General features: G+C 69.7%; 15 protein-coding genes and 1 pseudogene. 7 read left to right on the top strand and 9 right to left on the bottom strand.

What is annotated here, in order from left to right; all coding sequences use genetic code 11:
* Positions 1-199 precede the first annotated feature (199 nt).
* Entirely contained in the window at positions 200-1,228 is a 1,029-nt protein-coding gene (locus KI388_RS01740) for a glycosyltransferase family 4 protein (RefSeq protein WP_215088712.1), read from the top strand.
* 73 nt (positions 1,229-1,301) lie between these two features.
* Here KI388_RS01740 and KI388_RS01745 read toward each other — a convergent pair whose 3' ends face one another.
* Complete coding sequence (locus KI388_RS01745) at positions 1,302-1,625, bottom strand: hypothetical protein (protein ID WP_215087692.1); 324 nt, start codon at positions 1,623-1,625, stop codon at positions 1,302-1,304.
* A gap of 233 nt (positions 1,626-1,858) precedes the next feature.
* On the opposite strand from KI388_RS01745, the gene KI388_RS01750 reads away from it, so the two are divergent.
* Genes KI388_RS01750 through KI388_RS01760 form a run of 3 tightly spaced genes read left to right on the top strand, consistent with a single transcriptional unit; the run spans position 1,859 to position 5,702 of the window.
* Positions 1,859-3,133: a Single-stranded DNA binding protein gene (locus KI388_RS01750; protein WP_215087693.1), complete on the top strand. Its 1,275-nt coding sequence runs from the start codon at positions 1,859-1,861 to the stop codon at positions 3,131-3,133.
* Positions 3,130-4,911: a hypothetical protein gene (locus KI388_RS01755; RefSeq protein ID WP_215087694.1), complete on the top strand. Its 1,782-nt coding sequence runs from the start codon at positions 3,130-3,132 to the stop codon at positions 4,909-4,911. The genes KI388_RS01750 and KI388_RS01755 overlap by 4 nt, the downstream gene beginning before the upstream one ends.
* Positions 4,911-5,702 carry a metallophosphoesterase gene (locus KI388_RS01760; RefSeq protein WP_215087695.1) on the top strand — a complete coding sequence of 264 codons (792 nt, stop codon included), beginning with the start codon at positions 4,911-4,913 and terminating at the stop codon, positions 5,700-5,702. Before KI388_RS01755 ends, KI388_RS01760 begins: the two co-directional genes overlap by 1 nt.
* A 34-nt stretch (positions 5,703-5,736) precedes the next feature.
* Here the strand turns inward: KI388_RS01760 and KI388_RS01765 are convergent, their stop codons facing one another.
* The 7 genes and pseudogenes from KI388_RS01765 to KI388_RS01790 form a co-directional block, all read right to left on the bottom strand.
* Positions 5,737-6,180 (bottom strand): OB-fold domain-containing protein, encoded by a 444-nt coding sequence (locus KI388_RS01765; RefSeq protein ID WP_215087696.1) that lies wholly within the window; start codon positions 6,178-6,180, stop codon positions 5,737-5,739.
* Positions 6,177-7,337, bottom strand: coding sequence for a thiolase family protein (locus KI388_RS01770; RefSeq protein WP_215087697.1), 1,161 nt, complete (start codon positions 7,335-7,337; stop codon positions 6,177-6,179). Before KI388_RS01770 ends, KI388_RS01765 begins: the two co-directional genes overlap by 4 nt.
* Positions 7,338-7,451: 114 nt before the next feature.
* On the bottom strand, positions 7,452-8,162 hold the full coding sequence (locus KI388_RS01775; protein ID WP_251133271.1) for a bacteriorhodopsin: 711 nt from the start codon (positions 8,160-8,162) through the stop codon (positions 7,452-7,454).
* A gap of 26 nt (positions 8,163-8,188) precedes the next feature.
* Positions 8,189-9,220 (bottom strand): methyl-accepting chemotaxis protein, encoded by a 1,032-nt coding sequence (locus tag KI388_RS01780; protein ID WP_251133182.1) that lies wholly within the window; start codon positions 9,218-9,220, stop codon positions 8,189-8,191.
* A gap of 262 nt (positions 9,221-9,482) precedes the next feature.
* A pseudogene (locus KI388_RS15175) lies at positions 9,483-9,731 on the bottom strand (chemotaxis protein); the annotation flags it as partial.
* Between the two features lie 118 nt (positions 9,732-9,849).
* Positions 9,850-12,135 (bottom strand): DNA mismatch repair endonuclease MutL, encoded by a 2,286-nt coding sequence (gene mutL / locus KI388_RS01785; RefSeq protein WP_215087699.1) that lies wholly within the window; start codon positions 12,133-12,135, stop codon positions 9,850-9,852.
* Between the two features lie 472 nt (positions 12,136-12,607).
* Positions 12,608-13,741, bottom strand: a complete 1,134-nt coding sequence (locus KI388_RS01790) for an ABC transporter ATP-binding protein (RefSeq protein ID WP_215087700.1) — start codon at positions 13,739-13,741, stop codon at positions 12,608-12,610.
* 228 nt (positions 13,742-13,969) lie between these two features.
* Here KI388_RS01790 and KI388_RS01795 point away from each other — a divergent pair, with 228 nt between their 5' ends.
* The 3 genes from KI388_RS01795 to KI388_RS01805 are packed head-to-tail and all read left to right on the top strand — an operon-like array spanning position 13,970 to position 17,340.
* Entirely contained in the window at positions 13,970-15,265 is a 1,296-nt protein-coding gene (locus tag KI388_RS01795; protein WP_215087701.1) for an extracellular solute-binding protein, read from the top strand.
* 21 nt (positions 15,266-15,286) lie between these two features.
* Positions 15,287-16,282: a sugar ABC transporter permease gene (locus tag KI388_RS01800; protein ID WP_215087702.1), complete on the top strand. Its 996-nt coding sequence runs from the start codon at positions 15,287-15,289 to the stop codon at positions 16,280-16,282.
* On the top strand, positions 16,279-17,340 hold the full coding sequence (locus KI388_RS01805) for an ABC transporter permease subunit (protein ID WP_215087703.1): 1,062 nt from the start codon (positions 16,279-16,281) through the stop codon (positions 17,338-17,340). The genes KI388_RS01800 and KI388_RS01805 overlap by 4 nt, the downstream gene beginning before the upstream one ends.
* A gap of 323 nt (positions 17,341-17,663) precedes the next feature.
* On the opposite strand, the gene KI388_RS01810 is transcribed toward KI388_RS01805, so the two are convergent.
* Entirely contained in the window at positions 17,664-18,695 is a 1,032-nt protein-coding gene (locus KI388_RS01810; RefSeq protein WP_215087704.1) for a glutathione S-transferase family protein, read from the bottom strand.
* Positions 18,696-18,900: the final 205 nt, after the last annotated feature.

Here is an 18,900-nt window from a genome sequence, read left to right on the forward strand (position 1 = left end):
GTCCTTTCTTCGCAAGCGGTCATCGTCCCTCCTTCCCGAGCAGTCGCCGTCCTTTCTTCGCGAGCAGTCGCCGTCGATTCCCATCCCGAGCGGCTACCTCCCCTCGAACCGGCCGCCCCCTCGCCGCGCGGTCGTCGCGGCGAGGGGCATACCTAAGTGCCGACTCCCGAAACGAGGGGGTATGCCGCCGAGCGTACTCATGCTGGGATGGGGGTTCCCGCCGAACATCACCGGCGGACTCGACGTCCACGTCGGAGAACTGTTCACCGGGCTGCGCGACGACCTCGGCGTCGACGTCACGCTGGTGTTGCCCGCGGAGTTCGCCCCCGACGACGAGCCGGGGATCGAACCCGTCGAGACCGGCGAGGGAGACGTGGCCGCGCGCGTGGGCCAACTCTCGGACCGCTTCGCCGCGCTCGCGCCCGACCACGATGTGATCCACACGCACGACTGGTTCGGGTACGGTCCCGGCCGCGCCGCCGCCCGCGAGTCGGACGCCACCTGGATATCGTCGTTCCACTCGCTGGCGAGCGACCGCAACATCGACCCGCCGAGCCGCGAGGTCGAGACCGAGCGCCGGCTCGCGAACGCGGCCGACACGAACATCGCGGTCAGCGAACTCGTCCGCGAGGACATCCGCGAGCTGTACGACGCAGACTCGCGGGTCGTGTACAACGGCTTCTCGACGCCGAAGTTCTCCGGGAAGGACGTGCGGGCGGACCTCGGCATCGACGGCGAGATGCTGTTCTTCGTCGGCCGCCACACCGACCAGAAGGGGATATCCCACCTCCTGTACGCGATCAAGAAGCTCCGCGGCCGCGACGCGACCCTCGTCGTCGGCGGGTCGGGCCACCAGACCGAGCAGCTGAAGCGCTTCGTCGAGCTGCTCGGCATCGAGGACCGCGTCGAGTTCGTCGGCTACGTCCCCGAGGGAGAACTTGGCGACTACTACGCCGCCTCGGACGCGTTCGTCTCGCCCTCGTACGCGGAGCCGTTCGGGATCACCATCACCGAGGCGCTGGAGGCGGGGACGCAGGTCGTCGCGACCCGCTCCGGCGTCGCGGAGGTGCTCCCCGACGACTGCCTCGTCGAGGTCGAGACGGACTCGGAATCGATCGTCGAGGGGGTGATCGAGGCGCTCGACCGGGAGGAGCCGCCGGCGTACGAGCGCCGCGAGTGGTCCGGGGTGGTCGAGGACACGCTCGCCGTGTACGAAGACGTCGCCTAGCCCTCCCCGTAGCGTCCCTCCCCGAACGCGACGCGCTCAACTCTCTCCGCCGAGCTCAGCCTCCCCGCCGATCTCAGTCCCCTTCGCCGCGGTACACGTCGAACTCGGTCACCGGCTCCGGGTGCGTCACCCGGAAGCCGTCGGCGGTCTCTATCACGCCGCGCGTGCTGCCGCTTCCCCCGCCGTACGGGCTCTCCTCGCCGCCCGCGCCGGCGCCCTGATACGGCGAGGTGTACGGCGACCCGCCGACCGGGTCGTCGAACCCCTCCGGCGGGAGGTAGATCCGCTCACCGCTCTCCGACCGCACGACGACGGCCATGTCCCTCGTCCCGCTCACGTCGATGACCGTGCGGTCCGCCGTGATCCGCGAGTCGATCTCGATGTCGGTGTCGTCCATGTGACCCCCTGTGACCGGGAGCGGTTTAGCTGTGCCGGCGAGGTGTACCGACGCCCCGGCCGGATCGGCCGGTGGTAGAGACCGGTCGCGGGGATCCGCCGGGGCGCGGGAGAGACCGGTCGCGGGGATCCGCCGGGGCGCGGGAGGGACCGGTCGCGAGGCGCCGACCCCGCAACGCACCGGCTCGCAGCGGTGGTGAATCCTTTTGTGCGGCGGCGCCGAACCTCGCTTCGATGGACGTCAACAGCCATGCCGAGGAGCTCGCCTCCGACCTCGGCGTCGACAAAGAGGAGGTCAAAGCCGACCTACAGAACCTACTGGAGTACAGCGTGCCCATCGACGAGGCGAAACAGAGCGTGCGCCGGAAACACGGCGGCGCTGGCGGCGGCTCGACGCCGACGCCCGACGCGGTCGACGTGGGCGAGATAACCACCGACCACGACGGCGTGACGGTGACGGTCCGCGTGCTCACGCAGGGGACGCGCACGATCCGCTATCAGGGCGACGACCTCACGATCCGCGAGGGCGAAATCGCGGACGAGACCGGCGCCATCTCTTACACCGCCTGGCAGGACTTCGGCTTCGAGCCGGGCGACTCGCTGACGATCGGCAACGCCGGCGTCCGCGAGTGGGAGGGGGCGCCGGAGCTGAACCTCAACGACTCGACCACCGTCGCCATCGCGGACGAGGCGGTCGAGGTGGACCGCGAGGTGGGCGGCGACCGCAGCCTCGTCGACATCGCCGCGGGCGACCGCGGGCGCAACGTGGAGGTCCGGGTGCTGGAGGTCGACGAGAAGACCATCTCCGGACGCGACGGCGAGACGGAGATACTGGAGGGCGTCGTGGGCGACGAGACCGCGAAGCTCCCATTCACCGACTGGCAGCCCCGCTCGGAGATCGAGGTCGGCGCCGACCTCCGGATCGAGGACGTGTACGTCCGGGAGTTCCGCGGCGTCCCCTCGATCAACCTCACCGAGTTCTCGACGGTGACGCCGCTGCCCGACCCCGTCGAGGTCGCGGAGGACGCCCCGCGCCTCTCGGTCGCGGACGCGGTCGGCTCCGGCGGGATGTTCGACGTCGAGGTCGTCGGGAACGTCCTCGAAGTCCGGGACGGGTCCGGCCTCATCGAGCGCTGTCCGGAGTGCGGCCGCGTCGTCCAGAACGGCCAGTGCCGGAGCCACGGCGACGTCGACGGCGAGGACGACCTGCGCGTGAAGGCCATCCTCGACGACGGCACCGAGACGGTCACCGTCGTCTTGGACGACGAACTCACCGCGGAGGTGTACGGCGGCGGCCTCGACGACGCCCTCGACGCCGCGAAGGACGCGATGGACAAGGCGGTCGTGGCCGACGCCATTGCCGACTCGCTGGTGGGGCGCGCCTACCGCGTCCGCGGGAACCTCTCGGTGGACGACTACGGCGCCACCCTCGACGCGGACGAGTTCGAGTTGGCGGACGACGACCCGGCCGACCACGCTCGCGCCACGCTCGCGGAGGTGGGCGAATGAGCGACGACGGGCCGGGCGCCCGCGAGGTCGCCTACCGGGTGTTCGCCGCCGAGTTCGAGGACGCCTCCCTCTCCTACTCCGAGAGCGACGAGGAGCGCGCCCCGAACTACGTCGTCACCCCGACCGGCGCGCGGGTGAACCGCCTGTTCACCGCGGGCGTGCTCACCGAGGTCGAGCGCGTCAACGACGAGACGCGTCGCGGCCGCGTCGTCGACCCCTCGGGCGCGTTCGTCACCTACGCAGGCCAGTACCAGCCGGAGGCGCAGACCTTCCTCGAGCGCGCCGAGCCGCCGGCGTTCGTCGCGCTCACGGGGAAGGCGCGCACCTTCGAGCCGGAGGACTCCGACCGCGTGTTCACCTCCGTGCGCCCGGAGAGCCTCAACGAGGTCGACGCCGACACCCGCGACCGGTGGGTCGTCTCCGCGGCCGAGGCGACGCTCGACCGGCTCGCGGTGTTCGCGAAGGCGCTCGACGCCGACCTGCGCGGCGACGACCTCCGTGCCGGGCTGGAGGCGGGCGGCGCGCCGGCCCCCCTCGCGGCCGGGATCCCGAAGGCGCTCGACCACTACGGGACCACCGCGGCGTACGTCGAGGCGGTCCGCCGGCTCGCGGTCGACGCCCTCGGGATGATCGCGGGCGACCGCGACGAGGTGCGCGCCCTCGACCGCTCCCCCGACGAGGGGGACGCGACCGCGATCGGGCCGCTCCCGGAGACCGACGTGACGATCGAGGAACCGGCCGCGGCGACGGCCGACGGCGAAGCGGTCGCTGACGAGGACGCCGGCTCCGAACCGGAGCCGACCGCCGCCGAGAGCGACGCCGAACCGACCGCGGAGTCGGAATCGGCCATCGAGACGGGGTCGACTGCTGACGCCGGATCGACCGCCGACGCCGAGACTGCCTCTACGACCGCCGAGACCGACCCGGTTCTCGACGAATCGACCGGGACGGCGACCGAAGAACCCGCAGACCCCGAGACAGAGGAAGCGTCCGAGGCGGGATCGACGTCGGCCGCTGAGACCGACCCGGCCGGTGACACCGAGACGGCCGCCGGCGGCGCGACCGAGACGACCGACGACGGCGCGACCGAGACGACCGACGACGGTACCGCGACCGACGACGGCGGACTCGGTGAGTTCGACGCCGGCGGTAGCGAGGGCGATGTCGGTGGGTTCGACGCCGGCGGTAGCGAGGGCGATGTCGGTGGGTTCGACGCCGGCGCGGACGACGGAGCGACCGTGGACGACGACGCGAGCGCGACCGCGGACCCCGACGCGGACGCCGACGACATGTACCAGCTCGACGACGAGGAGCGCGAGGAAATCGAGTCCGAGTTCGGCACGGACTTCGCGACCGGGACCGAGGTCGACGAGCCGGGCGAGGCCGACATCGACGTGCCCGACCCGGAAGAGCTGGCCGAGGAGCCGATCGACGACCCCGCGGCGGCGGACGACGACTCCGCACCGGTCGACGCCGCTCCCGCTCCCGCTCCCGAGAGCGACGAGGGAGCGACGGCCGACTCCGCGACCGCTGACGACGATGCGGCGGCGGACGCCGGCTCCGACGGCGACGACGCCGAGGACGTCGACCTCGAGGCCGCGGCGGTCGCGGCGATGGGCGACCTCGACGACGGCGACGGGGCGCCCCGCGAGGCGGTCGTCGAGCGCGTGGCGGACGAGCGCGGCGTCGAGGCGGGCGCGGTCGAGGACGCCATTCAGGACGCGCTGATGAGCGGGCAGTGTTACGAGCCGGGCGACGGGCTGCTCAAGCCGATCTGATGGCGCGGGTCGAGCCGGTCGTCGGCGAGCCGGCGGCCGTGGCCGACCTCGACCGGGAGCGTGCGCTGCTCGTGGCGGACGTCCACGCCGGCATCGAGGTCGGCTTGCGCTACGAGCGCGGGGTCGAACTCGACTCCCGCGCCGACGCGCGACGCGAGCGCCTCTGTGACCTCCTCGCGGAGACGGACGCCGACCGGCTCGTCGTCCTCGGCGACCTCGCGCACCGGATCGGGGCGCCCGACGGCGACGAGCGCGAGGAGCTGGAGGCGCTAATCTCTGCCGTCACCGACCGCGCCTCGATGACGCTCGTCGAGGGGAACCACGACGCGGGCGTCGCGGAGACGTTCGCGAACGACCTCGACGTCGTCGGTCCCGAGCGCGGGTTCCTCGGCGGCGGACCGTCCGCCGCCGACGAGCGCCGCGGCGGCGTCGCGGTCTGTCACGGCCACACCTGGCCCGACCCCGCGCTGCTCGACGCCGACGTGGTCTGTACCGGCCACGAACATCCGCAGGTGCGGCTGGAGGACGCGGTCGGCGGCTCCCGTGTCGAGCGCGCGTGGCTCCGCGGCGAACTCGACCCCGCGGCGTTCACCGAGACGGGGACGGAGAGCGACCTTCCGGGCGACCCGCCCGAACTCGTCGTCTTCCCCGCGTTCAACGAGCGCTCCGGCGGGACGTGGGTGAACGTCGAGGGGCAGTCGTTCCTCGCGCCGTACCTCCCCGCCGCGCTGCCGGCCGCGGACGCGTACCTGCTCGACGGGACGCGGCTCGGGAACTACCGGCGGGTGTGAACCGCGGGAAAAACGAGTCCGACTACTCTTCGACCTACTCCTCGACCGGCCGGAACCGGAACCCGTCCCAGTCCTGACTCTCCGGCTCGCGGATGCCGGCGCCCGGCTCGCGCAGTTCGTCGGCGTAGACCGGTTCGACGCGGTCACCGATGCCGACGCCGTACTGCTCGTCGTCCGCGCCGTCTCGCTCGGCTACCTGCCCGAGCGCGCGGACCGGCGGCCCGTCGTACCCCTCGCCCATGTCGAACTCGACGATAGCGAGCGTGTTCGGCTCGCGGACACCGGGCGGCGTTGCGGTCGAGGTCGTCCACGTGACGACGCGGCCCTCGCGCTCGCGGAGGTCGACGGTCCCGACGCGTTCGGCCCCGCTCGGTCCCACCGTGTGCGGGGGATACGAGACCGTCTCGTCGACGTACTCCGCCGCCTCGAAGGTCGGTTCGCCGCCCTGTTCCGTCTCGCCGCTATCGTTGTCGCTCATTGGCTTCCCTCCAGAATCGTCGTGGTCACGCAGTTCCCGAACCCGCCGACGTTACAGGCGAGGCCCGTGTCGGCCTCCACCTGTCGCGGCCCGGCGTCGCCGGTGACCTGCTTGAATATCTCGTACACCTGCGCGACGCCGCTTGCCCCCAACGGGTGGCCCTTCGACTTGAGCCCCCCGGAGGTGTTGATCGGGAGGTCGCCGTCGCGGTCGGTGACGCCCTCCTCGACCGCCTTCCACCCCTCGCCCTTCTCGAAGAAGCCGAGGTCCTCGCTCTGGAGGAACTCGAGGATGGTGAACATGTCGTGGAGCTCCGCCACGTCGACGTCGTCCGGGCCGATGCCGGCCATCTCGTAGGCGATATCGGAGGAGTCGACGACGCCGCCCATCGTCGTCGGGTCCGCGCGCTCGTGGACGACGTGGGTGTCGGTCGCGCCGCCGATACCCGATATCACGGCGTAGTTACCGTCGGGCGCGTACTCCTCGGCCACGGACTCCGGGCAGAACACGAGCGCGGCGGAGCCGTCCGTGATCGGACAGAAGTCGTACAGCCGGAGGGGGTCGGCAACGATCGGAGAGTCGAGGACGGTGTCGAGGTCGACCTCCTTCCGGAACTGCGCGTGGGGGTTGTCAACGCCGTTCTCGTGGTTCTTCACCGCGACCTTCCCGAGGCTCTCGCGGGGCGCGTCGTACTCGTCGAGGTAGAGGCGCGCCGTGAGCCCCGCGAACGAGGGGAGCGTCACGCCGTGTTTGTACTCGACCGGGTGCGTGAGCGACGCGATCACGTCGGTCGCCTCCGACGTGGTCCGGTGGGTCATCTTCTCGCCGCCGACGAGCATGGTGAGGTCGCTCGCGCCGGAGGCGACCGACTGCCACGCGGCGTACACGCCCGCGCCGCCCGACGACGAGGTCTGGTCGATCCGGGCGGTGTAGGCCGGCTGGGCCGCCAAGTCGTGGGCGAGCGCGTTCGGGACGCCGGTCTGGCCCTCGAACTCGCCGCTGGCCATGTTCGAGACGTACAGGTGATCGAGGTCGTCGCCGTCGACGCCGGCGTCGTCGAGCGCGGCCGCGCCCGCCTCCGCCAGCAGCTCCCGCACCCAGGCGTCGCGCTGCCCGAACCGAGTCATCGACGCGCCGACGATCGCTACGCGTTCCATACGCGTCGGTCCACCGCGGTCGCCTAAAACGTACCTCTCTGCCGGTGCCCATCGAATACCTCTCGCCGTCCCCGACGAGTCCCTCCGCCGGTCGCTGCGAAGGGATTCGTCGGCTCAGTCGGCCGCGGCGGGTGTCTCGTCGCGGAACGCGTCTCCGTCGTTTTTATCTGCCGCCCGCGAGTCCGTCACGTCCGTGAACGCCTGCCGCCGGGCGTAGAAGAAGTAGACGTACGGCACCTTCGCCAACACGTCGAGGAAGGCGTACGTCAGCGCCGCGCCCACGGCGCCGGTGAATCCGATTCCCGCCGGGCCCATCAGCCAGACGAACGGGTACGCGAGCCACAGCAGCCCGACGTGGTTCTTCAGCAGGCTGAACAGCCCCTTCTGCATCGGGTCGTCGGGGATTCCCCGCGGGAAGATCACGTACAGGTACGCGAAAAGCGAGACGTGGAACAGCGAGGAGACGCCGAACAGCACCCACTTGAGCGTCCCACCGCTCACGACCGCGCCGGCGCCGAACGCGATCATCAGCGCGTCCGCGACCATCACGCCGCCGATGGCGCGACGCGACGCGCCGGCGGCGTAGCCGATGAAGCCGACCAGCAGCGGCGTGGTGACGATCCAGTCGACGTACCGAAGGCCGACGAGTTCGGACCCGTTGATCGTGACGGTCCCGATTCCGAGGGCCATCCCGACGTAACTGAGGCCAGCGAAGCCGGGAATGACCGCCAGCGCGGCCAGTCGGACGCGCGCCCTCGATCCCTCCAGCTTCGCGTACAGCGCCGCGGTGATCCCGACCCCGCCGAGGAAGGCGACCGCGGCCATCCAGTAGGCGACGGTGATGGGGTCGGTCATCGCGCACCCCCGTCGGTCGTCGCCTGCGGACGGCCGGTCCCGGCCTCGGGGCTAGGCCCGTTCGAGACGGAGTCGCCCTCCTCGACGGTGAACGCGGCGACCCGGTCCTGAAGCGTCGTCACGGCGTCGGTCTGGAACTCGCGCAGCGAGTCGGACACGTCCTCGACGACCGACTGCCCCTCCTGTATCTCCGTCGCCGTCTGCTCCGCCGTCTCGGCGGTCTCCGTGCTGAGCTCCGTGATCTCGTCGACGGAGCCGGCGGTGTCCTGTACCGTGTCGGCCTGGTCGGCCGTCGTCCGACGGATCTCCCCGAGCGAGCGGCTGATCTCGTCGACGGAGTCGGCGATCGCCTCGATGTCGGACAGCGTCGATTCGACGGTGTCGGTCCCGGTCTGGACGCGCTCCTGCGTCGACCGGATCGACACCGTCACCTCCTCGGTCTTGTCGGCGATGTCGTCTATCATCTTGGCGATCTCGTTCGCGCGCGACTGCGTCTCCTCGGCGAGCCCCTTCACCTCCTCCGCGACGACGCTGAACCCGTCGCCGGAGCCGTCCGCGCGGGCCGCCTCGATGGAGGCGTTCAGCGCGAGCATGTTCGTCTGCTCCGCGATCTCACCGATGATGTCGACGATCTCCGTGATCTCGTCCATCCCCTCCTGAAGCTGTTCGACCCGGTCGACGGCCCGTTCCGCCTCGGACTCGACCTCGGCCATCTCGTTCAGCGCGCTCTCGGAGGAGCTCCGGGCGTCGTCGCTCGTCGCCGCGACCGTCTCGCTCCGCTCCGACACGTCGTCGACGGTGGCCGCGATCTCCTCGGCGGACGCGCTGACGGTCTCGATGTCGGCCGCGATGGACTCGAGCTCCGCGCGCTGGTCGCTCGCCTGCCCGCGGATCGTCGTCGCGCTTCCGGTCGCGCTGGCGACGCGCTGCTCGACCTCGTTGCTCATCTCGGCCATCTCGCCCGCGTCGGCCTCGATCCGGTCGGCCATCTCGCGTACCGTCTCGACGGTCCCCTGAAGGTCGTCCATCATCCGGTTGAACGACTTCCCGACGGTCGCGAGGCTCTCGTCGGTCTCGTCGACGTCGACGCGTGAGGTCCCCGGTCGCCGCCTCCTCCATCACCTCGGCGTAGCGGTCGGCGGTCCGTCGGTACCGGTCGGCCATCTCGGTCGCCTCCGTTCGCGCGTCCTCCAGTTCCTCTTGGGTCCGTTCCATCTCCGCCAGCCGGTCCTTCAGCGAGAGGCGCATCTCCTCGATCGACCCCGCCAGCTGGCCGAACTCGTCGGTTCGAGTCGACCGGACCTCCCGGTCGATGTCGCCGTTGGCGACGCGCCGCGTCTGCGCTCCGATCTCGCTGACGCTGGCGATCGTCTCGGCCGCGTTGATGGATCCCAAGGTTAGAAGTCCGGCGACGGCCGCGACGACCGTCGCGTTCGCGTCGTCAGTGACCACGCCGACGGCGACGATGAACGCCCCCGTCGCGACGTATCCGGCCCCTAACTTCGCCCCGTAGCTGTTTTTCACCGCTTCTACCAGCATACGATACGTCAGGTGGACCACCGTGTTAAACGGCGCCCCGACGCTATCAATCGTGATACTCCGAGTTCGGACGTGCGTCCCGACCGCCGCACGGGCGACCGAAGCCGTCGCGGCTCCGCTACTCGGTCCGCCGCCCGCCGTGTCCCGGGTAGTCGCGCTCGAAGCGCGACCCGATCTCCTCGCGGTCCAGTCGGATCACGACCGGGCGCCCGTGCGGGCAGGCGTAGGGGTTCTCGCAGGCGTCGAGCCGGTCGAGGAGGTCGACGACGCGCCCCTCCGTGAGCGAGGTGTTCCCCGTGACGGAAGGGTAACACGCGAGGTCCGCGAGCAGTTCGTCGACGGCGTCCGCCACCGGCTCGTCGCCCGCCGCGGCGTCGTCGACGAGCGCGGACAGGGCGTCCCGCAGGAGGTCGGGGTCGAGCGCGGCGTCGAAGACGGCCGGGACCGCCGTCACCGCGACCTCGCGGTCGCCAGCGCGCTCGGCGCGGAACCCGACCTCGGCTAGGTCGTCGACGAACTCCTCGAACAGCGCCGCCTCGCGCGCGGTCAGCTCGATGCGGACGGGCTTCGCGAGCGCCTGCGCGTCCGCGCCGTCCGCGAAGACGGCCTTCAGCCGCTCGTAGTTCACGCGCTCGTCGGCGGCGTGCTGGTCGATCAACACGAGGCCGTCCGGCGCCTCCGCGACGACGTACGTCTCGTGAAGTTGGCCGAGTACCCGCAGCGAGGGCAGGGAGTCGAACTCGCGTTCGCTCTCCGTCGCCTCCCCGTCGAGGGTCCGCTGTCGCGTCGCGGGGCGCGCTCGGCGCGTCGAGTCCGCCGCCTCCGACCGGGCCGCTCGCCCCTCGTCCTCGACCGTCGCATCGTCGGTGACTCCCGTCGCGTCGCCGGCGGGCCGCGTTTCGTCCGCGGTCGGCCTCCCGCGGTCCGCCGGCGCCTCCGTGTCAGCGGGCGCCTCCTCCCGGCCCGATTCGGCGCCGATCGAGAGGTCTCCGACCGACGCGGTCGCGTCCGCCGAGTCGGCGTCGGTCGCCTCGCCGCCCGCGCCGCCGCCGAGCCCCTCGACCGCCCACGCCGCGTCGTCGTCGGGGTCCAGTTCGGTCGGACTCGCCGGGTCCTCGGTCTCCGCCGAGGCCGCGCCGTTTTCGGGCCTTCCGTCGGGCGCTCGGTCGGGGTCCGACGACCCGGTCGGCCGGGCGGTCGTCCCGCGGTCGTCCCCCTCGCGCGCGGCGCGCTCGTGGTCCGTGTCCGCGCCGCCGACCGCCGCGTCGTCGGGCGCCTCCGGGTTGACGGGGGTCTCGTCGGGCGCCGACTGGCCGCGGGGCGCCGTCGACCGGATCAGGCCGTGATCGAGCAGGGCGTCCTCGACGGCCGCCTCCACGGCCGCCCGGACCGCCGGCTCCTCGTCGAAGCGGACCTCCAGCTTGCGCGGGTGGACGTTCACGTCGACGTCGCCGGCCGGGACCTCGACGAAGAGGACGGCGAACGGGTAGCGGTCGGGCGCCAGCTGGCCGCCGTAGGCGTCGAGGGTCGCCTCGTGGAGCGCGCTCGCGGTGACGTACCGCCCGTTGACGTACGTCGAGAGGTAGTCGCGGGTCGACCGGGCGGTCTCGGGGTGCGATATCAGGCCCGTGACCCGCTGGACGGGGGTGTCGTCGGCGGCGTCGGTGTCGCCGGCGTCGGCCGCCGGTTCGTCGGCGCTCGCCCCGTCGTCGGGCGCCCAGTCGACGTCGATCATCGACTCGGCCACCTCGCGGCCGTAGACGGCGAGGACGGCGGACCGGAGGTCGCCGTTGCCCTCGGTGGCGAACGTCTCGCGACCGTCGTGTTCCAGGGAGACAGCCACGTCCGGGTTCGCGAGCGCGTAGCCGGTCACGACCGTGTTGACGTGGTCGAACTCGGTGGCGGTCCGCTTGAGGAACTTCTCGCGGGCGGGGGTGTTGAAGAAGAGGTCGTCGACCTCGACGGTCGTCCCCGCCGGGCAGCCCGCCGGGCGGACCTCGCGCACGTCGCCGCCCTCGACGGTGATCTCCGCGCCGGCCTCGGCGTCCGGGGGCCGTGACCGCACCGTCAGTCGGGAGACGGCGCCGACGGTGTACAGCGCCTCGCCGCGGAAGCCGAGGGTTCCGACGCCGCGGTCGAGGTCCTCGATGTCGCCGATCTTCGAGGTGGCGTGTTCCGCGACGGCCGCCTCCAACTGGTCCGCGGGGATGCCGACGCCGTCGTCGCGGACGCGGATCCCCTCGGTGCCACCCGACTCGACCGACACCGCCACGCGGCTCGCGCCCGCGTCGAGGCTGTTCTCGACCAACTCCTTCACGACGCTCGCGGGACGCTCGACGACCTCGCCGGCCGCGATCCGCTGGACGGTCCGCTCGTCCAACCGCTCGATGTCTGGCGGCTCCATTCGTACGCTCCGTCTGACGAGCGCGCACTTCAAGCCGTTGTCGCCCGCGGCGACGTGAGAGGGACTGAAGCCCAGCTAATGTGCCATTTATAAACAAAACTGCGGTGGCGCGTGCCTCCGAGCGCCCAGCGGGCGCGAGGAGCACGCGCGAGGGACGCCGCGAACGCCCGGAGGGCGTGAGCGGCGAGGTTGGGGAGGTGTGAGGCTGCGGTTGCGGTGCGGGGTGGGACTCAAAGGGGCAGTCGCGAGGACGAAGCACGGCGACGGAAGCACCGCATCGAGTGAGCGGAGCGAACGAGCGAGGAGCACAGCAAGCCGCGCGAGTCCTCGCGGCTAGGGCTTTGGCGGTGTTCACCGCGGTGGCAGCAGTCACAGGTCGATTGACGCCCGCAATGGAAGTCTATCTTCGACCGGTGAGAAAGTACGAACGATCGGTTCACACGTCGGGGCTGTCTCCGAGATCCGACCCCGATTACGCGACCGCGGCCGCGATCTCCTCGTCGGTGAGGAACACGTCCTCGCCCGTCTCGGCGTCGAACAGGTGGAGGTCTTCCTCCGCGAAGACGACGCCGACCTCGTCGCCGGCCTCGGGCTTGATGTTCGCGGGCGCCCGCGCGAGGAAGTCGTCGTTCACGCCGAGGTGGACGTAGTTGTCGGAGCCGATCGGCTCGACGACCTCGACGGTCGCGGTCAGCGTCTCCTCGCCGGTCGGCTCCTCGACGATCTCGATGTTCTCGGGCCGGATCCCGAGTGTGTACGGGCCGCTTTCGAGGTCGTGCCCGCCGACGTACTCGCGGCTGAGCGAGAGCGCGAGCCCCGACGACTCGTCGCGGATCGTCGCCGTCGTCCCGTCGGTCTCGACGTCGACGTCGAGGAAGTTCATCGACGGCGAGCCGATGAAGCCGGCGACGAACTCGTTGACGGGGTTCTGGTACACCTCGGTCGGCTCCCCGACCTGCTGGAGCTCCCCGTCGTTCAGGATGGCGAGGCGGTCGCCCATCGTCATCGCCTCCTCCTGATCGTGGGTGACGTACATCGCGGTGACGCCGAACTCTTTTTGCAGCTTCTGGATCTCCGCGCGCATCTCCGTGCGGAGCTTCGCGTCGAGGTTCGAGAGCGGCTCGTCGAAGAGGAACACCTCCGGCTCCCGCGCGATGGCCCGCCCGAGCGCGACGCGCTGCTTCTGGCCGCCGGAGAGCTCGTCGGGCTTGTCGTCGAGGAGGTCCTCGATGCCCATCATCTCCGCCATCTCGCGGACGCGCTCGTGGCGCTCCTCCGTCGTCATCTCGGTGCTCATCTTGAGCCCGAACGCCATGTTCTGCCGGACCGTCTTGTGCGGGTACAACGCGTAGTTCTGGAACACCATCGCGACCGGGCGCTCCTTCGCGTGGATGTCGGTGACGTCCTCGTCGTCGAAGCTGACGGTCCCGGAGGTCGGCTCTTCGAGCCCCGCCACCATCCGGAGGGTGGTCGTCTTCCCGCACCCCGACGGCCCGACCACGGTCACGAACTCCCCGTCGTCGATCTCCAGATCCAGGTCGTCGACGGCGACGATGGTCCCCCTGTCGAACTCCTTCCGGAGCGTATCGAGCGTGACGCGTGCCATTTCCCTGAAGACGAGCCCGGTGGCATATGAGTTCTTTGCTGTTTTCCTGATATATGGTGAACTATCTCTTCTCAAATATCCGGCTGCGCCGGTAGCGACCCGAGTCGGGCGTCGGACGGCTCGACCGGTTGGAGTCCTTTAGGGTCGTTTCGTATCCATCCGGATCGATCAAGATGTACCCCAAACACTAAATATGTGAAAATATAGTTCTTCACTTGTTCTAGCCACATGAACGAGAAACGTAGAACGCTGCTCAAGGCGATGGGGGGATCGACTGCGCTCGCGGGGCTCGCGGGCTGTATCAGCACCGGCGGCGACGGTTCCGACGGTTCCGACGGTTCCGACGGTTCCGACGGTTCCGACGGTTCCGACGGTTCCGACGGCGGCGACGGCGAAAGCGGTGGAACCGCGACGCTGTGGACCGACCTCTCCGACGGCGAGGACGAGGCCATGTCCTCGTACATCGACGAGTACGAGTCCGAGAGCTCCAACACGATCGAGAAGAACGAGCCGGGCGGCGAGCTCGACCAGCAGCTCGAGACCGCCATCCCGTCGGGAGAGGGTCCCGACTCGTGGATCTGGGCGCACGACTGGATCGGCCGGTTCGCGGTCCGCGAGGAGCCGCCGTTCCTCTACGACGCGAGCGACGACGTCGACGCCTCGCTCGACGTGTTCACCGAGACCGCCCAGGAGGCGGTCCAGTTCGACGGCGCGCTCCACGGGCTCCCGTTCGCCTCGGAGACGGTCACGCTGTTCTACAACGAGGACATGGTCGACGAGCCGCCCGAGACGTTCGAGGAGATGCTCTCGGTGATGGACGAGTATCACAACCCCGAGAACGGCGAGTACGGCCTCTCGTACCCCGTGACGGACCCCTACTTCGCCAGCGGGTTCATCCAGGCGTACGGCGGCGACATCTTCGACACGGAGAGCCTCGAGACCGCCATCGACAGCGACGCGTGTAAGCAGGGGATGGACGCGCTCGAACGGCTGTTCGACTACGTGCCGGCCGACCCCGGCTACGAGTCGCAGATCGTCGCGTTCGCCGACGGCGCCGCACCCTTCGCGATCAACGGCCCGTGGGAGATCGCGAACCTTCAGGGCGAGATCGAGAACCTCGGCGTCACGACGCTGCCGACCGTCGACGGCAACAACCCTCGGACGTACTCGGGGATCCAGACGTTCTACTTCAGCGCGATGCTGTCTGACGCCGACCAGTCGAACGTCGACGCCGCGACGGGGCTCGCGGAGTGGTACACCACGAACGAGGACATCGTCGAGACCAACGCCGAGGAGCAGGGGTACATCCCCGTCCTCTCCTCCGTCGTGGAGGACGGCGACCTCTCCGCCGACGTTCAGGCGTTCGCCCAGCAGGTCGACCACGGCGTCCCCATCCCGACTCACCCGAACATGAACGCCGTCTGGACGCCGCTGACCGAGGCGCTGACCCGCATCTTCAACGGCGATCAGGAGAGCGGCCCGGCCCTCGATCAGGCCGCATCGGAGATCCGGGAGAACCAGTAAGCGCCGTCCCCACCAGCCACCATGGCCTCTTCACAACTCGACGCCGGCAGAGACGGGCTCTCGAGGCTCCGGTCAGCGCTGCCGTTCACCGGCCGCGACTGGGGGCTGCTGCTCGTCATCCCCGGCGTGGTCCTCTTCTCGAGTTTCATGCTGTACCCGATCGTCTACCTGTTTTACATCTCCCTGACCGACGCGACCTTCGCCGGATCGGTGATCGGCGGCGGCGCCGAGCTGATCGGACTCGAGAACTACGTCCAGCTGCTCGGAGACTCGCAGTTCTGGACGTCGATGTCGACGACGTGGCTGTTCGTCGCCGTCTCGCTCGTGGTCAAGGTGTTCGTCGCCGTCGGCATCGCGCTCCTCTTGAACCACGCGCGGGTCGTCGGCAAACGCTACATGCGCGCCGCGGTGATCGTCCCGCTGGGGTTCCCCGGCATCTTCACGATCACGGTCTGGCGCGGGATGTTCAGCGACGCCCGGTTCGGCGTGTTCAACACGCTGCTCGGCCGCTACAACGACGTCATGTCGTCGCTGTCGGCGCCGCAGGCCCTGCTGTTCGACGTGCCGATCGGCTTCCTCAGCGGTCGCTGGGAGGCGTTCTTCGCGTACGTCACCACGGAGGTGTGGCTCGCGTACCCGTTCATGGTGATCATCATCGTGAGCGCCTTACAGGACGTTCCCCGGTCGCTCCACGAGGCGGCGATGGTCGACGGCGCCGGGTGGCTCCAGCGGTTCCGGACGGTCACCCTCCCGGCGATCAAAGGGCCGGTGCTTTTCGCCTCCATCCTCACGGCCGCGACGTCGTTCCAGCAGTTCCTGATCCCGTGGGTGTTCAACCAGGGCGGACCGGCCAGACAGAACGAGCTGATAATCGTGTACGGCTACCGCGAAGCGATCAGCTTCAACGAGTTCGGGCTCTCCGCGGCGATCCTCATCGTCGCCATCGCCTTCGTCGGACTCTTCATGCTCGTCGCCGTGCGCTACGGCGGCCTCGCAGAGGGGGTGGGTGAGGAATGAGCCTGCTCCGCTCGTTCGCGGCGCTCGTCGCCGCCAAGCTGGTCGCGTTCGCGACCGCGCCGAAGCGGTTCGTCGTCACCGTCCAGCGGGCGACCTACGATCTCCGCACGGGCAAGCGCACCCTGTGGGACGTCTCGAAGAGCGTCCTGATGACGCTGTTCGGATTCGCGATGGTGTTGGTGCTTCTGTTCCCGCTGTTCTGGATCTTCGCCGCGTCGCTGGCGGAGGGGACGCGGCTGTTCACCACCAGCGGCATCTTCCCGGACCCGTCGACGTACAACCTCGGCGCGTACCGGTGGGTGGTCTTCGAGTCCGACTTCTTCTTCGTCGACGGCGACTGGGGGTATCCCCAGCTCGTCCTCGGCGGGAGCGGCGGGCTTGTGAGCTTCCGGTGGGCCGGCACCGAGACCGGTCCCGGCGCGCTGTTCAACAGCCTCTACATCGTCAGCGTGACGCTCGCGGCCGGGTTCGGGATGATCGTCCCGGCGGCGTACGCGTTCTCGCGCCGGAAGTTCGTCGGCCGCAAGCGGATCCTCTACGGCTACGTCCTCTTCACGCAGATCGGTGCCGGGCTGTCGATCGCGACGCTCGTGGCGCTGTACTCGCTTTTCAGCAGCTACGGGCTCACGAACAACCTGTTCGTGCTCGGGCTGTTCTACGCCGGGGGGGCGATCCCGTTCAACACGTGGCTGCTGAAGACGTACATGGACAACATCCCCGTCTCCTACGAGGAGGCGGCGATGGTCGACGGCGCGAGCTTCCTCGACACGATCCGGGAAGTGATCCTCCCGCTGACGAAACCGGGGCTCGCCGTCGTCCTCATCTTCGTCTGGCTCGCCGGCTGGAACGAGTTCATCATCGCGCAGACGCTGTTGCGCCCCGAGAACTACCCGCTCTCGGTGGAGCTGTACAACATCGCGACCGAGGGGCGGTTCTCGACGCCGTGGACGCGCTTCGCGGCGTTCGCGAACCTGTTCGCGCTGCCGGTCGCGATCGTCTACTTCGCGGCGCAGCGTTCCGTCGAGGACGGCCTCTCGTTCGGCGGGATGGAAGGGTAGACGGACCTCGCGGTCCGTCGTTCGCCTCTCTGCTTTCTCGTCTTTGCGGTCCGTTTTTGCCAGAGCGGTCCGACTCGCATTCGATCGTCCGTACCGCCCCGCCCCGCACGACACCTCACGCCTCTCCAGCCTCGGCGGGCGGCCCGGCGCGGGCGGAGCCGCGCTGGACCGCCGCCTCCCTCGCGCGGGCGACTCGCAGCCTCGCGGCTGCTCGTCGGCACGCAGGGAGGCGCGACGCACTTCTTACAGCCGGCTGCTCTGCCGCCGGCGACGCCACCGCGAAGTACTATCTAAAAGTCACATCGCCCGAAACCGGTCGCCGCTCAGTCGTCGGCGGTCGGCGTCGGCGGCGCCCCCGCGAGCCGGTCGCGGCCGTGGGCGGCCTCGAAGTCGAGGTCGGGCCCGCGCGCGACGATTCCCGAGGGTGTCACGTCCGGGTGCGTGGTGTAGTAGTGCTCCTTGATGTGTGCCATGTTCACGGTCTCTGCGACGCCCTCGGTCTGGTAGAGGTCGCGCAGGTACGGCCAGAGGTTCTCGTACTGGTGGATGAACTTCCGGTTGCACATGAAGTGGGTGTGGTACACCTGATCGAAGCGGATCAGGGTGGTGAACATACAGATGTCCGCCTCGGTGAGCGAGTCACCGACGAGGTAGCGCTGATCCGCGAGGTGTTCGTCGTAGCGGTCGAGCGCGTCGAAGAGGTCGTCTATCGCCTCGTCGTAGGCGCTCTGCGAGGTGGCGAATCCGGCGCGGTAGACGCCGTTGTTGATCGGCTCGTAGATGTCGGTGATCACCTCGTCGACCTCCGCGACGGTCGCGTCGTCGCTCTCGTCGGGCAGCAGCGAAACGTTGTTTCCGAGGTCCGCGAACGCGGTCGAGAGGGTGCGGAGGATCTCCCGGGACTCGTTGTTGACGATGGTCTCCTCCTCTTTGTCCCAGAGCACGGGGACGGTTACCCGACAGGTGGCGTCGGGGTCGGCCTCGACGTATAGCTCTCGGAGGTAGTCGTTGTCGTGGAGGTGGTCGGGCGTACAGCCGTCCTTCTCCGGGCTGAACTGCCAGCCGCCCTCGCCGCGCCACGGGTCGACGACCGAGACGCTGATCGTGTCTTCGAGGCCGAGCAGCGACCGCGCGAGCAGCGTCCGGTGCGCCCACGGGCAGGCGTACGAGACGTACAGGTGATACCGGCCGGCCTCCGGCTGGAAGCGCTCGTCCGGTTCCGCGTCGACGTGGTCGGGCACGTCGCTGCCCGCGATCCAGTTCCGGAAGGTGGTCTCGCCGCGCTGGAAGGCCCCCTCCTCGTCGGTCGCCTCGTAGGTGTCCGTCCGCCACTCGCCGTTCACGAGCTGGTTCATATCCGACAGTTGGGCTTCGACCCCTATAACGTGGGCGGGGACACGCGTGTCACCCGTCGAACGTAGGCTGAGATTCCGTAGCTCAATTCGTTCGCTTATAAACAATCGATACTGGATCGACGGAGGACACCTCCAAAGCCCCAGCCGCGAGGGCTCGGTGCGCTCGCTGCGGTCCTCGACCACTCACTTCGTTCGTGGTCTGCGG

The sequence above is a fragment of the Halorubrum sp. 2020YC2 genome, from assembly GCF_018623055.1.
GTDB lineage: Archaea > Halobacteriota > Halobacteria > Halobacteriales > Haloferacaceae > Halorubrum.

Excerpts from the sequence above, each read along its gene's own strand:
- KI388_RS01740 (WP_215088712.1), top strand. The coding sequence starts at position 200 with ATGCTGGGATGGGGGTTCCCGCCGAACATCACCGGCGGACTCGACGTC.
- KI388_RS01745 (WP_215087692.1), bottom strand. The coding sequence starts at position 1,625 with ATGGACGACACCGACATCGAGATCGACTCGCGGATCACGGCGGACCGC.
- KI388_RS01750 (WP_215087693.1), top strand. The coding sequence starts at position 1,859 with ATGGACGTCAACAGCCATGCCGAGGAGCTCGCCTCCGACCTCGGCGTC.
- KI388_RS01755 (WP_215087694.1), top strand. The coding sequence starts at position 3,130 with ATGAGCGACGACGGGCCGGGCGCCCGCGAGGTCGCCTACCGGGTGTTC.
- KI388_RS01760 (WP_215087695.1), top strand. The coding sequence starts at position 4,911 with ATGGCGCGGGTCGAGCCGGTCGTCGGCGAGCCGGCGGCCGTGGCCGAC.
- KI388_RS01765 (WP_215087696.1), bottom strand. The coding sequence starts at position 6,180 with ATGAGCGACAACGATAGCGGCGAGACGGAACAGGGCGGCGAACCGACC.
- KI388_RS01770 (WP_215087697.1), bottom strand. The coding sequence starts at position 7,337 with ATGGAACGCGTAGCGATCGTCGGCGCGTCGATGACTCGGTTCGGGCAG.
- KI388_RS01775 (WP_251133271.1), bottom strand. The coding sequence starts at position 8,162 with ATGGCCGCGGTCGCCTTCCTCGGCGGGGTCGGGATCACCGCGGCGCTG.
- KI388_RS01780 (WP_251133182.1), bottom strand. The coding sequence starts at position 9,220 with ATGGACGACCTTCAGGGGACCGTCGAGACGGTACGCGAGATGGCCGAC.
- mutL (WP_215087699.1), bottom strand. The coding sequence starts at position 12,135 with ATGGAGCCGCCAGACATCGAGCGGTTGGACGAGCGGACCGTCCAGCGG.
- KI388_RS01790 (WP_215087700.1), bottom strand. The coding sequence starts at position 13,741 with ATGGCACGCGTCACGCTCGATACGCTCCGGAAGGAGTTCGACAGGGGG.
- KI388_RS01795 (WP_215087701.1), top strand. The coding sequence starts at position 13,970 with ATGAACGAGAAACGTAGAACGCTGCTCAAGGCGATGGGGGGATCGACT.
- KI388_RS01800 (WP_215087702.1), top strand. The coding sequence starts at position 15,287 with ATGGCCTCTTCACAACTCGACGCCGGCAGAGACGGGCTCTCGAGGCTC.
- KI388_RS01805 (WP_215087703.1), top strand. The coding sequence starts at position 16,279 with ATGAGCCTGCTCCGCTCGTTCGCGGCGCTCGTCGCCGCCAAGCTGGTC.
- KI388_RS01810 (WP_215087704.1), bottom strand. The coding sequence starts at position 18,695 with ATGAACCAGCTCGTGAACGGCGAGTGGCGGACGGACACCTACGAGGCG.